Below are 14968 nucleotides of genomic sequence, written 5' to 3' on the forward strand. Positions count from 1 at the left end.
AGGATGAAAAGTAAAAAAAATTACCCGGGACTGCTGATTCTTGGCTTCTACAGTATGACTTACGGCGCATCGATTTCACCGCCATTTGAAAGCATTGGCGACATGCAGGCTAAGCTTGTACAAGGGAAAACCTCCTGTACCGAGGTAATTAATCGTTATCTTAAACGGATAAGACAGTACAACCTCGGCGGTGATGACAGGCCACCGATTAATGCCTGGACAGTCCTCAGTACGCAAAGCGTGGCCGAAGCGCAGGCGCTGGATGAGTATTATGCCAGGACCCATCGTCTGATTGGGCCACTGCACTGTGTACCGCTCATTATCAAAGACAACATTGACTCGTATGATTCAACCAGTACTGTGGGCAGTCTTGCCTTGCTTGGCAATCAACCGGCCAGAGATGCCTTTTTGGTGGTTCAATTAAGGAAGGCAGGGGCTGTCATTTTAGGCAAAGGGGCCATGGATGAGCTTGCTTCGGGCATGTTTGGCATCAGCAGCCGCAGTGGCCGTATTGGCAACCCTTACAATACCGAAAAAAACCCGGGTGGCTCAAGCGGTGGTTCTGCCGCGGCGGTCAGTGCGGGGTTTGCGCTGGCAGGGATTGGTACGGATAACAGCGGCTCCATCCGTATCCCATCAGCCTTTAATGCCCTGTACGGGTTACGCCCCAGTAGGGGATTGATCAGCCAGGCAGGCATTTTCCCTAACGGCAACCTCGATGGGACGGCCGGTCCCATGACGCGCCATATAGAAGACATGGCCCTTATTCTGGATGCCATCGCCAAACCGGACCCTCATGACAGCAAAACGCTGTCGGTACCGCGGGTTACGACGTACCGAGCCTTTCTGAATAAGGATGGACTGCGGGGCAAGCGGCTTGGTATTGTGCGGCAGGTGGGTTTAATTAAAACGTTTCAGGGCATGCCGAAAGAGGTAGACAATCTTCTCCAGGGGACGTTAACTCAACTGCGTCAGGCCGGCGTCACGGTCATAGACAACATCTACCTCACTGATTTTATTAATAATCGTAATGTGAATATGTCCGGAATGGCTGAAGAAATCAATGAGTACTTCAAGTCATTTGCTTCTGTCCGAAAAAATTACCGTGATTTTTGCCAGTCAAACCGGACCCGGGTGTATGGTAATGTCAACGCATGCCTTGCATTTTTAACTGACCTGCCGGCGAAAGACAGCCGATCTTACCGGGAGGCTTTACAGCGTTTTGCCAGTAACCGAGCGTATGTGGAAAAGTACATGCGTGAGAATCAGTTGGATGTCTTGCTGATGCCGATTAGCCGGGTGGGTGAGGCCACTTACGATGCCTATCAGGTCAATACCTGGCAGGCACCGGTAGCGTCTAATGCCGGTTTACCCGCTCTTAGCATCAACATCGGTTACACTCGGAAGGAGCATATGCCTGTCGGTGTGGAATTAATCGCCCAATCGTTTCAAGAGGGTCTTTTGCTCGAAATAGGCTATGCCTATGAGCAGATTGCCCCCGCATCAATCCCACCCGAAATGCCGAGCGAAAATAAGAAGCTTGCGTCTCTTTCTCTTGCCGCTTATAACAACCTGCTTAGTGAAATCGGGTATCAAAGCTTTTATCAGGTGCTTAAAGACAATCAAAAGGAAGAGATAGAAGAGGCACTCACGCCAGGACGGTTTACCGAAATTACCCATCAAGTGATTCAGGGCTGGCCTTAGATGCGTAAAGTCAGCACATCACAGGGTGCATGATGGACGACGGCATGGGCGGTACTTCCCAAAAAGGCCGGCAAATGCCCTGGCGTGTGGCTGCCGATAATCACTAAACTACAGCCCAATTCCTTTACCTTTTTGAGCACCAGTTGTTTAATGGAGCCGATTTCGACGTGCTGCTGCGACACAGGAATAGCCAAAGCCTCGCCCAGCACATTCATAACGGTTACGGCATCGTCTTTGACTGGATTGGCCAACTCAGCAAAACCCAGTCCCTGAGCTAACTGCAATGACGCAGGGGGCTCAATCACGTGCAGAAGATGGAGCGTGCCTCCAAATGACTTGGCAATGGCTGCGGCCTTCTGGCACATGGCAAAATGGTTTTCTTTTAAATCCGTGGCATGCAAAATAGTGGCGTACACGATTCCCTCGCAAAAAACCGCCGTGGTTATATCTAGTGTAGTTAGTTCTTTAAAAAAGACAACATGCAATTAAAAGCGAAGGGCATCGGACAGTAGACGTCCGTCCGGTAGTGTTACGTGTGGATTCAGAGCAAGCAGAGGCAGGCAGGCGAAATCCCTTTCCAGCAGTCGCGGGTGAGGGATGGTTAGATGCAAGCTATCCATAATCAGCGAGCCAAACAGCAAAATATCAATGTCTAAGGTTCGTGCTCCCCATTTGATCTGACGCAGGCGCCCCTGAGTGTGTTCAATGCGATGGCAGTGAGTCAATAAGGCCTGTGGGGAAAGGCGGGTTTGAATAGCAGCCACGGTGTTGGTGAACCGAGGTTGAGCTTTTCTCCCCCAGGCCTGATTGCGATAAAAGGGCGCTGTCTGTAAAAGGCGGGTGTCAGGAAGAGTTCGCAAGGCATCCAAGGCGCGGCGTAATTGCCTCTCGGCTGAGCCGAGGTTGCTGCCTAAACCTAAATAAACACAAGTCATGACATGGTTTTAGGCTTGCGGCGTCGTTTGGGTTTGCGCGAAGGCGGTGGCGCTAAAGCCGCAATCATCGCCGTTTGTTCATCTTCGGGCGCGTCCTGGAATGTTGTCCACCATTGAGCCAATTCCATCGACTCATCACCGGCCAATGCTCGCAAGGCAAGAAAATCAAAGGCGGCGCGAAAACGCGGGTGTTCCAGCAGATTAAGAGCTCTTCCACCGTGGCGTTTATTAAAGCGAAATTGCAGAAGCCACATTTCCCGCATGACCTGAGTAAAGCGCTTGGGTATGGCGATAACCTTATTCTGTTCGGCGATAACATGATTCATGGCCCGTTCCAGCGCCGGGAGCGCAGGAATATTTTCTTCCTGTTGTAATTGCATGGCTTTGGCTTTTAAAGGGAACCAAAGCAATACGGCAAACAGGAAAGCTGGCGTGACCGGTTTGCTGTCACGAATGCGGGCGTCCGTGCTTTCAAGCGCAATCCCCAACAGGGCATTTACCGGGTAGTCGCTGTTTAACAGGCGATGGGTTTGTTCAAAGAGCTCCGCGAATAAACCATGTTCCTGCAATAAACGTTGCACGCTTTCACTTTCCCCGCACTGGTAGAGTTTGGTCATCTCGTCAAAAAGACGAGAGCCGGATACATGGCGAATGAGTGGACTTAATTTGGCAAGCGGCGCGCTGGTTTCTGGCGCCATGTTGAAATGCAGTTTGGCACAAAAACGGATGGCCCGCAGCATACGGACGGGATCTTCCTGATAACGGGTGGTCGGATCTCCAATCATGCGAACGAGCCGGTCGCTGACATCCTTGACGCCGCCGGTAAAATCGACAATGGACGCATCGTCCATGTTGTAATACAGGGAGTTAATGGTGAAGTCGCGACGCCAGGCGTCCTGATCCAGGGTGCCGTAGACATTGTCGCGCACCAGCATGCCCTGTTCATTGGTTTGCTGGTTGGCATCCATGGCCTCAGTGCCTCGAAACGTGGCGACTTCAATGATGTCACGGTGAAAAATGATGTGAACCAGTTTGAAGCGACGGCCGATGATTCGCGCGTTACGGAACAATTTTTTAATTTGAACGGGCGTGGCATTGGTCGCCACGTCAAAATCCTTGGGTGACTTACCCAATAAAAGATCACGCACACTCCCGCCAACAAGATACGCTTCAAATCCCGAACTGCTTAACCGATTGAGTACTTTTAGGGCGTTAGGACTGATATCTGTTTTTGATAAATGATGATGATTACGGGGAATGATGTAGCTGGCATTAACAGGCACGTGTTTAGTCCTGGTCTTCCGTAACAGCTTTTTGATTAGCTTAATTATTGTCGTCACCTACAAACGTTAATAGAACATGGCGCGTCATTATAACGAATCTCCTGCCTAATGTGAATCATTTACCTGGACGGCACGATCGTGGAAAATAGCAGTAATTTACCACGTCTAAAGAGATTGCAAATGGATGTTGTTGATATCATCGTCAGCTTGTCAGCGCTGATTATCCTGGAGATAGTGCTTGGAATCGATAACCTGGTGTTTTTGTCGATTCTGACTGAAAAGTTGCCCGCTGAAAAACGCCGCAAAGCCAGGCGTTGGGGCTTGACCTTTGCCTGGGTTACCCGATTAATGCTCCTGGCTTCTGCTGTGTGGCTGGTTAAATTAACTCGCCCTTTTATTCAGGTGGGCTCGTTCGGTTTTTCCGGTCGTGATTTATTTCTCTTGGCCGGAGGCGCGTTTTTAATCGCCAAAGCGACTCAGGAAATTCATCATGAAGTTGGGGAGGAGCCGACTTCAAAAGTGCTTAGTGGCAAGGGTGCGGCCACCTTTAGAGCCGTGGTTTTTCAGGTGGCGGTCATGGATATTATTTTTTCACTTGACAGCGTACTGACGGCCATTGGCTTAACAACGCGCTTTTGGGTCATGGCAACGGCCATTACCTGCGCGATTTTAGTGATGATCTATGCCAGTGAACCTGTAAGCCGGTTTATTGAAAAACACCCCACGGTGAAAATGCTGGCTTTGAGTTTTCTGATTTTAATCGGAATGGTGTTGGTGGCTGACAGTTTTTCTTTCCATATCCCTCGCGCCTACGTTTATTTTGCCATGGCCTTTTCGTTGGGTGTGGAAATGCTTAATTTGCTGCGAGGCGCCCGCCGCAATCGCAAAAAATCATAGGTTCTTCTCTCGGCGAAAAGAGAAAGATGGGTTTGGCATTGGGATATGGCCGGATCGCCACAATCTCCCTCCCACTGGCGGGGAGGGGGGCAGAAGAACAACCTTCGGTCATTCGATCTCAATCATTTCAAAATCCTCTTTCCCGGCGCCGCAATCTGGACAAAACCAGTTTTCGGGTACTTCTTCCCAGCGGGTTCCAGGCTCGATGCCGTCTTCTGGCCAGCCTTCCGCCTCATCATAAATAAATCCGCAGATAACGCAGATATAGCGTTTGTATTCTTGCATACCTGATGCCTCAACTAAAAAGCGGTAATTTAACCACAGTCAAAAACAATGTAAAGTTTATCCGCTTTTTTTTGCCACTCTTTGTAAAACTGGATATTATAGCCTTTTTTTGGCAATGGAGTCGTCATGAGCAATTCACACGAATTATTTTCCCGAGCCCAGTCTGTTATTCCTGGCGGCGTCAATTCACCCGTTCGTGCGTTTAAAGGCGTCGGCGGTGAGCCCATTTTCTTCAAGCAGGGCAAAGGCGCTTATCTGGTGGATGTCGATGACCGCCACTACATTGATTATGTCGGCTCGTGGGGGCCTTTAATTCTGGGGCATTGCTTTCCATCCGTGCTGGAGGCCGTTGCGAACGTTCTTCATAACGGCATGAGTTTTGGTGCGCCTACCGAGCTTGAGGTGCGTCTTGCGGAAAAGATCATTGAATTGATGCCAGCCATTGAGAAAGTACGCATGGTGAATTCTGGTACGGAAGCAACCATGACGGCCATCCGTTTAGCCAGAGGGTATACCGGTAAAAACAAAATCATTAAATTTAATGGGTGCTATCATGGTCATAATGACAGCCTGCTGGTTAAAGCAGGTTCGGGCTTGTTGACGCTTGGAATTCCCGCAACCCCCGGTATACCGCCAAGCGTCACCGAACACACGTTAACGGCTGATTTTAACGATCTTGAACAGACTACTCGCCTGATGGAACAGTTTTCAGGCGATGTGGCGGCGATTATTCTTGAGCCTGTGGCGGGCAACATGGGTTTTGTGCTGCCAAAACCTGATTTTTTGCAGGGTTTACGCACGCTCTGTGATACCGACAACACGGTCCTTATTTTTGATGAGGTGATGACCGGATTTCGAGTCGGGTTGGGTGGTGCTCAGCAGGTTTTCAAAATAACCCCGGATTTGACCACGCTTGGTAAAGTCATCGGCGGTGGAATGCCTGTCGGTGCTATCGGCGGCAAAGCGGACATTATGTGCCATTTAGCGCCGCAGGGGCCGGTCTATCAGGCCGGGACTTTATCCGGCAATCCTCTGGCCATGGCTGCGGGTCTTGCGACACTTCAGGAAATTGCCAAACCTGGTTTTTACGAGAAATTAAGTCTGACCACCAGCCAACTCGTTAAAGGCTTGCAGGACATCACCGCCGACATGCGTATCCCATTCTTTGCAGCCTCATTAGGGGGTATGTTTGGTTTTTGCTTTAATGGCAAACAAACCATCGATAATTACACCGATGTCGCGGCTTCCAATGAAATGCTGTTTAAACGCTTTTTCCATGGCATGTTGCAAAAGGGGATTTATTTTGCTCCTTCCATGTATGAGGCTGGTTTTGTGTCCAGTGCGCACGCAGAAGAGGAACTACGATTGACGCACCTGGCTGCGGAAACCGTGTTGGCTGAGTGCATGAAAACGACTGTTTAAATCGGCGAATTTTATAAGGATGCTGCCAATATGAACAAACCTTCGGTTTATACCTAAGGCTTGTTCATGATTAAGCATTTTTTGTCAGTATTTCGGCCACTTTTTGTGACATCAATTGCTCTTCGTCGCCGCGAACGACATAGATTGGATGGCCTTGGGAATGAATAGGCCACAGGTGATTTTGCGTGGTTTGATTCAGCGCCTTGTCGAGATGAAATCCCAGGGGTTTCAGTGGTTCGAGCACTGCCTCGCGGATAGGGTAGGCATTCTCACCAATGCCGCCGGTAAAAATAAGCGCATCCAGCGTGTCAAGCTGGCTCAGGTAAGCACCGATGGTTTTTTGAATTCGGTACACATACATGTCAATCGCAAGCCTCGCCTCGTTATCCCCCGACTCTGCGCGCGCCAAAATTCGCCGCATGTCATTGTCGTGGGCGATGCCTTTAAGCCCACTTTTTTTATTAAGCAAGTTATCAATTTCACGGGCAGTGTATCCCTGGTCAAGCAGGTAGAAAATAATGGCCGGATCAAGGTCGCCACAGCGGGTGCCCATCATGAGACCCGGCAGAGGAGTCATGCCCATGGTGGTGTCAAACGATTGGCCGTTTTTAATTAAGCAGGCACTGGCACCGTTGCCAAGATGCAAGGTAATGAATTGACAGGCGCTCAACGGTTTCTGTAAGTGAACGGCCATTTCTCTGGCCACGTATTCATGGTTAATGCCATGAAAACCATACCGCCTGATGGGGTATTTTCTGGTGAGTTCACTATCAATGGCATATTGATGCACGTAGGCAGGCATGGTGTGGTGAAAGCCGCTGTCAAAAAGGGCGACATGGGTGGCGGCGGGGTAAAATTGCTGTGCCAGAAGAATGCCCTCTGCATTCACCGGATTATGAATGGGGGCTAAATTGGCCAGATTCTCAATAGCCTGTAACACCGCAGGGGTAATCACCGTCGGTTCAAACAAATCAATGCCGCCATGGACGACGCGATGGCCTACGCCATGAATGGGATGCTCGTTGAGATCGCGCCGCAGTTGTTCGGCAAGCTCGGCAAAAGCCTGGCGGTGATCAATAAAACGGTGGGTACTGCTTTGTTTGCCATGGAACTGATGATGCCATTGGCTGCTGTTTTCACCGATGCCTTCAATCAGTCCGGAAAGAATGACCTTGCTGTTGCCATGGTCAACTGCATAGGCTTTGTATTTTATGGAAGAGCTGCCGGCATTAATGGTTAAAATATTCACGCAGACTCTCCTTCAACCTGAATGGCGGTGACCAGAATGGTGTTAATGATGTCCTGGGGCGTGCAGCCACGGCTTAGATCATTGACCGGTTTGTTTAATCCTAGCAGAACCGGTCCGATTGCCAGGGCGCCGCTTTCGCGCTGGACGGCTTTGTAGGTGTTGTTGCCGGTATTTAAATCAGGAAAAATAAGGACGTTTGCATCGCCGGCCAAGCGGGAATTGGGGAGTTTTTTACGGGCTACCTCGGGATCCACGGCGGCATCGTATTGAATGGGGCCTTCAGCCAATAATTCAGGTTGTTGTTGTTTTACCAGTGCCATGGCTTTGGCCACTTTTTCAACACTGTCGCCTTTGCCTGAACTGCCTGAAGAGTAAGACAGCAGGGCGACTTTCGGTTCAATGCCTAATTGTTTGGCAATATTGACCGCTTGCAAGGCAATCTCCGCCAGAGTAATGCTGTCCGGTTCAGGATTAATGGCGCAATCCCCATAGATGAGCACCCGGGAGGGCATGCACATGATGAAGATGGAAGAGACTTTGGTCACGCCCCGTTTGGTTTTAATAATTTCCAGGGCTGGTCTGACTGTATCGGCGGTGGTATGGACTGCGCCGGAGACCATTCCATCCGCTTGATTGGTATACACCATCATGGCGGCAAAATAATTGACATCGCTCATTCGTTCAAGAGCGATGGGTAAATTGACATTTTTATGTTTGCGCAATTCATAGTAGGCCTGGGCAAATTGCTCACGCTGAAGGCTGGTTTCCACATCGATGATCTGGACATTGGGTAAGGACAGATCCATGCGTTTGGCTAACAGGTGAATTTTATCAGGATTACCCAGCAACGTAATTTTTACCACGTTTCGTTTCAATAAATAGTCTGCCGCAATCAAAATGCGAGGCTCGTCGCCTTCTGGCAGCACGATGTGCCTTTTGGCCTGTTTGGCTCTGCGTATCAATTCATAAAGGAAAACAGCCGGCGAGAGGCGGTTGGGTAAGGATTGGTGCTGCAACAGGTTAATAACGGGTTCGTATAAAAACGGTTTAAGGGCAACGATGGTGTCGGCGACCTTGCCGGGATTGTCCTGATTTAAGCTGAATTTGGCGGAATAGAGCGTTGTTGCGGTTTCATAGGTTTTGCATTGCGTTAATAACACCGGGAATGGGCGTTCAAGCCCGGCGATAATTTCACAAAGCACACTGCCCGGCATTTCGCCGCCGGTTAACACAATCCCGGCAATTTTAGGGTAATTGGCGGATTGATCGGCCAGCAGCGAGCCTAGCAGAATATCCACCCGATCCGACGGGGTAATGATGAGCATGCCATTGCGATCCAGCCGCGACTCCAGGAAGTTGCCCACGGTTTTGGCGGCGATGGTCATTTGTTTAACGGGTCGAAGCAGCTCATCCTTGCCGCAAATGACGTCAGCCTTTAGTTTTTGCGCGACATCCTGGACGGTCGGATTAGCCAGGGCATCAAACTCCGGAATAACAGCGGTTAAAGCAAGGTGGCCGAATTCGGCGAGCAAACGTTCCTGATAATCGTTTTCGTCCGCGTGCGTGACGCGGTTAATAATAATGCCAACTAAGTTGGCATGTTGTTTCCGGGCGGCTTCAAGGGTGGTATTCAATAGAGAAAAAGTATGATCAAGCGTCCGTTCACGGGCAGATACCACCACGATGAGATCACAGTTCAGCTGCGAAGCCAGGGTGAGGTTGAATTGAAACTCAAACGCATCATTGTCGCTTTCGAAATCGGTTCCTTCAAAATAGCTGATTTTAGTCTTCTCAGTGCATTGAGTGGCTTCAAAAACCTGAGAAAGCAAATCCTCGGGTTGATTCCGCATCATCAAAATCCCCTGATTCACATCCATCAGCGGATTCAGTTGGGATTGCGAGAGGTCTTTAAGCAGAGGAATCTGGGAATTATCCGCTTCCGAAAAGAGTTTGTAGCAACGCAGATCGGGGCATTGCTCCTTCAAGCTTGCCAGGAGCCCAAGGGAAACAAACGATTTGCCGCACCGTTTTTCGATGCCGGTAAAATAGATTTTTCTCTGCATAATCAAATCCGGATTGATTTCAATCACTATAACGACAATTTAATTTTTACATCAACTTGTTACTAAAAACAGAGGGTATTTTACGCTACTTTTCGTGCTAAATACATTCTTTTTGAATTATATATGAGCATAGTGTTGTCTGTGGTGAAGTTAATTTATTTTTAAGACACAGTGATAATAATTTGTAAAGAAAAAGACCCCAATGCCAAGAAGATTATCTTTATTGTAAAACGGCGTAGACAGTCAAAAAATTGCATGGCATAGTCGACTTGGTTTGACTAAAAAAAGGAAGGCATTAATGTCGATTACGGATAGTAATAAATCAGCATGGAATAATTTACCGGATGGGATTGTTGCATTGTTTTTTATTCAAATCTTTTCGACTTTAAGCTTTAGCGTACTCTATTCAACCCTGGTGCTGTACATTACGGGCAAGCTCGGGTTGTCTCCGCGCCTGGCCAATAGCATTACCGGAGTATTCGTCGCCTTCAACTATGCATTACATTTGCTTGGCGGGTATTGGGGCGGGCGTTTCTTTTCCTATCGCTCCCTGTTCAGCCTGGGGATGATTGCCCAAATCATCGGCTGCATTCTGCTTGCCACGGTCAATCCGGATTTTCTCTACGTGGGCCTTGCGGCCTTCCTAACCGGTTGTGGCCTCAACGTCACCTGCATTAACTGCATGTTGACACAGCGCTTTAAACCCGCCGATACCCGACGTGAATCGGCGTTTTTATTTAACTACGCGGGAATGAATATCGGCTTTTTTATCGGTTTTAGCTTAAGCGGGTATTTTCAGCTCTCTCATAATTACCAGCGTTTATTCTTGTTAAGCTGTCTAGGTAATTTGCTGGCCCTGCTCATCTGTCTTTATTATTGGCATACCCTGTCTGACAACAACTCACCCTACAGTCGTCTCGATAAACCAGCGCGGCGTCGGGCTTCGCTGATGGGTATTGTGATGGTGTTGGTGTTGCCTCTGGTGTTGAGCCAACTTCTGCACTACGCGGAATTTGCCAATAAACTGGTGCTGGTCACCGGTGTTGCCATGTTAATTCTTGCCTGCGTGCTTGCACGTCAGCAAAGTACGCAGAAAGCGCGTGAAAAAATCCATGCCTTCGCACTGCTCATGGTGGTTGGAACCGTATTCTGGATGCTGTTTCAGATAGGTCCCATGGGGCTGACCCATTTCATTGCCCACAACGTGCAGCGTCACTGGATGCTAATGACCATTCCGCCGCAGTGGTTTCAAAACATCAATACCATCTGCATTGTGGTAGGGGGCCCCTTGATGAGTTTAGCCTTAAATCGACTGCGCGCCCGTGGAGTCAATGTCAATATCCCCACTCAGTTTGCGCTGGCATTGCTGTTGATTGGCTTGGCCTTTGTGCTGCTGCCGGCAGGAATTGCCAGAGCCACTCAGGATGGCCTGGTGTCGCCTGGCTGGGTGGTTTTAAGTTTTGTATTGCAAAGTGTGGGCGAGTTGTTAATATCGCCTGTTGGCTATGCCATGATTGGTGCATTGGCCCCAAGCTCCCTTCAGGGCGGCATGATGGGGATGTGGATGCTGACCTCTGGCGTGGGCGCAACGCTTTCCAGTTATAGCTCCAACTGGATGACTGCCGGAATGGACAGCACTGATCCCGTGATAACCAATGCGGGGTATAGCCATGTGTTTCTTTACCTTGGCCTTTTTGCTATTGCATCCGGGTTCGTTCTGTTCATTCTCGTCCCGGTCCTTAAACGCTGGATGAGCGAGGAGCCTTCTGTGGCGCTGGAAAAAGGCAATTACGCAACAATTTAACCGAGGGTGGTTTGAGTAGTCCCTTTACTGTAATTCAGACGGCAGACCTGACGTGGCGGGAAGGTCTGCCTTATTCCCCTGCATTTGATGATGTGTATTTTTCCCGTGAAGACGGTTTTGCGGAAAAGCAGTACGTTTTCATCGAAGGCAACCGTCTCAAAGAACGCATAGCCCGGCTGCATGCGCAGGAAAATCCCCTGTTTACTATTGCTGAAACGGGTTTTGGTACGGGCCTTAATTTCCTGTTGACCTGGCAATTCTGGCAACGTCACGCCCCCGAAAACGCGCGTTTATTCTATTTCAGTTGTGAAAAATTTCCGTTAAAGAAAGACGATTTGGAGGCTTGCCTGCAATTATGGCCTCCCCTGCAGGCCGTGTCACAACAACTACTTGATGAATACCCCGTTCTGACGCCGGGCTTTCACCGTTTGTCCTTTGAGCAGGGACGCATTCACTTAATTCTGATGCTGGGTGAAGTTCAACACTGCTTTGACGAATTGCTCCTGTCTGGCGACAGGGAATTGGATCGGGCCTTTTCTCATACTGCCGTGGATGCCTGGTATCTCGATGGGTTTTCACCCGGTAAAAACGAACGCATGTGGACCCACTCCCTGTTTCAAACCATGGCACTGCTATCGCGACCGGGCACGACAGTAGCCACCTATTCTGCAGCCGCTCAGGTTAAAACAGGGCTTGAGGCTTCGGGCTTTATCCTGACGAAAAAGGCAGGCTACGGCAAAAAACGTCACATGCTCACCGCTGAATTGGCAGAGGCAAGGCAATCCAAACGCAGACGGCAAACGCCCTGGTTTTATACTCCAGGTCTCACAGGACAAAAGAAAGCCATCATTGTCGGGGCGGGCTTGGCGGGGTGTTTCTGCGCCCATGCGTTAAGCCGGCGAGGATGGCAGGTTCAATTGTTTGACGAGGGGCCGCAGGCGGCGTCAGGGGCATCGGGCAATGAGCGTGCCGTGGTGTATCCCCGGCTGTCAGCCTACCGTTCACCTTTAACCGAATTCATGCTTGCGGCTTTTCTCTATGCGCAGGCTTTTTATAAACAGATAGTCGGGGTGACGATCGAAGGGGACATGCAGGGTATTTTGCAATTGGCCTGCACTGCCCGAGAATTAAAAGCCCAGCAAAGCATGCAGGATTGGCTGCTTGCCTACCCGCAATTGGCCATGCCGATGTCAGCGGCAGCAGCTTCTGAGCTGGCGGGGCTCCAGGTGGCGTTCTCCGGTTTGTTCATCCCGCTCTCGGGGTGGCTAAACAGCCGTGAATTATGCCATTACCTGCTACAACAATCGCCCCAGGTGCAGTGGTTTGGGCAGACCACAGTCACTGACCTGCAGGCTGAGGGCGGTCAGTGGCATGTCAATGGGCAGACAGGCGATGTTGTCATTATTACGTCGGGTTTTCGTGCCAATCAATTCGTCCAGACTGCCAGTTTGCCCATCAAACCCATCGGTGGACAAATCAGTTTCGTGCAGGCGCAGGAGAACAGTGCCAGACTGACTTTACCCTTGTGTGGCGAGGGGCATGTGCTTCCGGCGAAAAACAATCTGCACGCCCTGGGCGCCACCTACCATTTAAATCAGCAACGCGTCCTTTGCCGCCCTGACGATGATTGGGTCAATGTACAGAAAATCAGTCCCATGGCTTGCGAGCTTCAATTTCATCGTGACGCGGTTGCCAGCAGCTGGGCAGGCGTCAGAGGCGCAACGCCGGATTACCTGCCTCTGGTGGGTGCAGTCCCGGTTGAAGAGCGGTTTTTAGAGTGCTATGCGGACTTGGGCATCCATGCCGAACGCTGGATTAACAGGCCGCCACCGGTGTATCCTGGACTGTATGTTTGCGCTGGGTTTGGTTCGCGGGGATTAACGACTATTCCTCTCAGTGCCGAATGGCTTGCCGGGCAAATCAGCGGTGAGCCTGGTTTTTTTTCAAGAAGCATGATGAAAGCTGTGTCGCCCTCTCGCTTTTTATTACGGCGAATTATTCGTTCTCGTCAAGCGCAGGCAGAAGAATAGTGAGTTACCGTCTAATAAATTCTTGCAATGAATCCATCAGGTGGCTAATCTTGCCATCCTTGTTTTAATTATGAGGTCTGCTATGCAAAGTATGGAAATTTTCCAGATCGATGCGTTTACTGATAAGGTCTTCCATGGCAATCCTGCCGCGGTGTGCCTGTTGAGCGAATGGCTGAATGACGAACTGATGCAGGCCATAGCGGTTGAGAATAATTTGTCAGAAACCGCTTTTGTTATCCGTGATCACGAAGGGTTCCGTATCCGCTGGTTTACGCCCCGGGGTGAAATCAGTTTGTGCGGACATGCGACGCTGGCTGCCGGATTTGCCCTGTTTGAGCTGGGATACGTCGATGGGGAACACATTGAGTTCAAAAGCCTCAGTGGCTTACTCAGTGTGCGCAAACGCGGCAATCGCTACGTCCTGGATTTTCCGACGCTCCATTACAAAGCCTTTGATAAACCGGCCTTGCTGATTGCCTTGGTGGATGAACCGCTTGTGGAAATGTATGAAAGTGACCTTGATTACCTGGCTGTCCTTGACAACGAGGCACAGGTGCTTAAGGCTTCTGTGAATCTGACCGAACTTGCCAAATTACCCAAAAGAGGATTAATTCTCACGGCACCAGGCGTGGAGGTGGATTTTTATTCCCGTTGCTTTTATCCAAAACACAATATTCCGGAAGATCCGGTGACTGGTTCTGCGCATTGCGTATTGACTCCCTTCTGGACTCAACGTTTGCAAAAACAAAGCCTTAAGGCGGTGCAGGGCTCATTCCGCAAAGGGGAATTGCACTGTGAAATGCAGAATGAGCGGGTCTTTATTTCCGGAAACTGCCGCTGGTATTCCAAAGGGCAATTGGTTATTTAGCGTTCGATGGTTTAATCGAGCGCCTGCAACAATGTCGGCTCAATGGTGAAATTTTTTTTCTCTTCTTTGGCAAGTCATCCCTATTTGAGCTATTCTGAGATCACTTAAGGTATTCTTAAGTAATCCTAGATCAACTTTAACAAGGACAGTAATAATGAACGCTTGGAATAGTGTAATTTTTATGAAGTCAAATAAGCCTTGGTCAGATTTAAGTTCCATGATGAAATGGGATGGTGTTGAGAAAATGTGGTCTACCACGGGTGACTGGGACTGGTGCATTAAACTCGATAAAAATTCCTCAACCCCTGAAAAAACAGAAGCCTTTGTCAACCGCATGCGCGAAGGCAACTGGGCTACTGACACCAAAACGCACTGGTGGAAAGAACTCTCTGCCAAATAAGCGTCCAGGCCCGGGGTATGCCCCGGGC

Annotated in this window: 13 protein-coding genes; 7 read left to right on the forward strand and 6 right to left on the reverse strand. The window is 49.7% G+C overall.

Going from position 1 to position 14968, the window contains the following annotated elements; genetic code table 11:
• Positions 1-3: 3 nt before the first annotated feature.
• Complete coding sequence (locus tag GH742_RS07525; protein ID WP_203454036.1) at positions 4-1704, forward strand: amidase; 1701 nt, start codon at positions 4-6, stop codon at positions 1702-1704.
• Here the strand turns inward: GH742_RS07525 and GH742_RS07530 are convergent.
• From GH742_RS07530 to pcnB, 3 genes are all read right to left on the reverse strand, one after another.
• Entirely contained in the window at positions 1701-2120 is a 420-nt protein-coding gene (locus GH742_RS07530; RefSeq protein ID WP_203454038.1) for a universal stress protein, read from the reverse strand. The two genes, GH742_RS07525 and GH742_RS07530, sit on opposite strands and share 4 nt — an antisense overlap.
• Before the next feature lie 69 nt (positions 2121-2189).
• The gene (folK, locus tag GH742_RS07535; RefSeq protein ID WP_203454040.1) at positions 2190-2639 is read right to left on the reverse strand and encodes a 2-amino-4-hydroxy-6-hydroxymethyldihydropteridine diphosphokinase; all 450 of its coding nucleotides are present in this window, start codon (positions 2637-2639) and stop codon (positions 2190-2192) included.
• Positions 2636-3949, reverse strand: coding sequence for a polynucleotide adenylyltransferase PcnB (pcnB, locus tag GH742_RS07540; protein WP_203456885.1), 1314 nt, complete (start codon positions 3947-3949; stop codon positions 2636-2638). The genes folK and pcnB overlap by 4 nt, the downstream gene beginning before the upstream one ends.
• Before the next feature lie 153 nt (positions 3950-4102).
• On the opposite strand from pcnB, the gene GH742_RS07545 reads away from it, so the two are divergent.
• Positions 4103-4819 carry a TerC family protein gene (locus GH742_RS07545; RefSeq protein ID WP_203454042.1) on the forward strand — a complete coding sequence of 239 codons (717 nt, stop codon included), beginning with the start codon at positions 4103-4105 and terminating at the stop codon, positions 4817-4819.
• A 108-nt stretch (positions 4820-4927) separates the two neighbouring features.
• On the opposite strand, the gene GH742_RS07550 is transcribed toward GH742_RS07545, so the two are convergent.
• Positions 4928-5104 (reverse strand): rubredoxin, encoded by a 177-nt coding sequence (locus GH742_RS07550; protein ID WP_058530208.1) that lies wholly within the window; start codon positions 5102-5104, stop codon positions 4928-4930.
• A 126-nt stretch (positions 5105-5230) separates the two neighbouring features.
• Here GH742_RS07550 and hemL point away from each other — a divergent pair, with 126 nt between their 5' ends.
• A complete protein-coding gene (hemL, locus tag GH742_RS07555) occupies positions 5231-6526 on the forward strand; it encodes a glutamate-1-semialdehyde 2,1-aminomutase (protein WP_203454044.1) in 1296 nt (431 codons plus the stop codon).
• A 70-nt stretch (positions 6527-6596) separates the two neighbouring features.
• Here the strand turns inward: hemL and GH742_RS07560 are convergent, their stop codons facing one another.
• Entirely contained in the window at positions 6597-7775 is a 1179-nt protein-coding gene (locus GH742_RS07560; protein ID WP_203454046.1) for an acetate/propionate family kinase, read from the reverse strand.
• On the reverse strand, positions 7772-9838 hold the full coding sequence (gene pta / locus GH742_RS07565; RefSeq protein ID WP_203454048.1) for a phosphate acetyltransferase: 2067 nt from the start codon (positions 9836-9838) through the stop codon (positions 7772-7774). The genes GH742_RS07560 and pta overlap by 4 nt, the downstream gene beginning before the upstream one ends.
• Before the next feature lie 298 nt (positions 9839-10136).
• On the opposite strand from pta, the gene GH742_RS07570 reads away from it, so the two are divergent.
• The 4 genes from GH742_RS07570 (at position 10137) to GH742_RS07585 (ending at position 14940) form a co-directional block, all read left to right on the forward strand.
• Complete coding sequence (locus tag GH742_RS07570) at positions 10137-11642, forward strand: peptide MFS transporter (protein ID WP_203454050.1); 1506 nt, start codon at positions 10137-10139, stop codon at positions 11640-11642.
• Between the two features lie 11 nt (positions 11643-11653).
• Positions 11654-13672 carry a bifunctional tRNA (5-methylaminomethyl-2-thiouridine)(34)-methyltransferase MnmD/FAD-dependent 5-carboxymethylaminomethyl-2-thiouridine(34) oxidoreductase MnmC gene (mnmC, locus tag GH742_RS07575; protein WP_203454052.1) on the forward strand — a complete coding sequence of 673 codons (2019 nt, stop codon included), beginning with the start codon at positions 11654-11656 and terminating at the stop codon, positions 13670-13672.
• 82 nt (positions 13673-13754) lie between these two features.
• Positions 13755-14540 (forward strand): PhzF family phenazine biosynthesis protein, encoded by a 786-nt coding sequence (locus tag GH742_RS07580; RefSeq protein ID WP_203454054.1) that lies wholly within the window; start codon positions 13755-13757, stop codon positions 14538-14540.
• Positions 14541-14757: 217 nt separating this feature from the next.
• Entirely contained in the window at positions 14758-14940 is a 183-nt protein-coding gene (locus GH742_RS07585; protein WP_239005175.1) for a hypothetical protein, read from the forward strand.
• The last annotated feature ends 28 nt before the right edge of the window (positions 14941-14968 follow it).

It is taken from the genome of Legionella sp. MW5194, from assembly GCF_016864235.1.
Classification (GTDB): domain Bacteria; phylum Pseudomonadota; class Gammaproteobacteria; order Legionellales; family Legionellaceae; genus Legionella_C.

Excerpts from the sequence above, each read along its gene's own strand:
- GH742_RS07525 (WP_203454036.1), top strand. The coding sequence starts at position 4 with ATGAAAAGTAAAAAAAATTACCCGGGACTGCTGATTCTTGGCTTCTAC.
- folK (WP_203454040.1), bottom strand. The coding sequence starts at position 2,639 with ATGACTTGTGTTTATTTAGGTTTAGGCAGCAACCTCGGCTCAGCCGAG.
- GH742_RS07545 (WP_203454042.1), top strand. The coding sequence starts at position 4,103 with ATGGATGTTGTTGATATCATCGTCAGCTTGTCAGCGCTGATTATCCTG.
- GH742_RS07550 (WP_058530208.1), bottom strand. The coding sequence starts at position 5,104 with ATGCAAGAATACAAACGCTATATCTGCGTTATCTGCGGATTTATTTAT.
- hemL (WP_203454044.1), top strand. The coding sequence starts at position 5,231 with ATGAGCAATTCACACGAATTATTTTCCCGAGCCCAGTCTGTTATTCCT.
- pta (WP_203454048.1), bottom strand. The coding sequence starts at position 9,838 with ATGCAGAGAAAAATCTATTTTACCGGCATCGAAAAACGGTGCGGCAAA.
- GH742_RS07570 (WP_203454050.1), top strand. The coding sequence starts at position 10,137 with ATGTCGATTACGGATAGTAATAAATCAGCATGGAATAATTTACCGGAT.
- GH742_RS07580 (WP_203454054.1), top strand. The coding sequence starts at position 13,755 with ATGCAAAGTATGGAAATTTTCCAGATCGATGCGTTTACTGATAAGGTC.
- GH742_RS07585 (WP_239005175.1), top strand. The coding sequence starts at position 14,758 with ATGATGAAATGGGATGGTGTTGAGAAAATGTGGTCTACCACGGGTGAC.